The organism is Sodalis-like endosymbiont of Proechinophthirus fluctus (assembly GCF_001602625.1).
Lineage (GTDB): Bacteria > Pseudomonadota > Gammaproteobacteria > Enterobacterales > Enterobacteriaceae.
Window position 1 is genome coordinate 23,923 of sequence record NZ_LECR01000068.1, and the last position, 230, is coordinate 24,152.

Annotated in this window: 1 pseudogene; it reads left to right on the forward strand. The window is 53.5% G+C overall.

Annotation, left to right across the window (positions count from 1 at the left end):
- Nucleotides 1–208, forward strand: a pseudogene (locus tag BG74_RS06820) (hypothetical protein); the annotation flags it as partial.
- Between the last annotated feature and the right edge of the window lie 22 nt (nt 209–230).

Sequence of the window (230 nt, forward strand, 5' to 3'; positions counted from 1 at the left end):
CTTGACTTACAGGCGTGCCGGCGAAAGGTTGAGCGCCAAACCGCAATCTGATCATCAAATTACCCCAGCATTTCCATTCCAAATAACCACTATGGACGCCACCGGCAGGCAACTGGTGCTGGCGCGCGACCATCGACGGGGCATCTGGTCGGACAGCTTTACCATGAACGGTAGCGATACCACCTTCAATAAAATTGACATACGCTAGCCGTCACTGTGATGCTTGGACG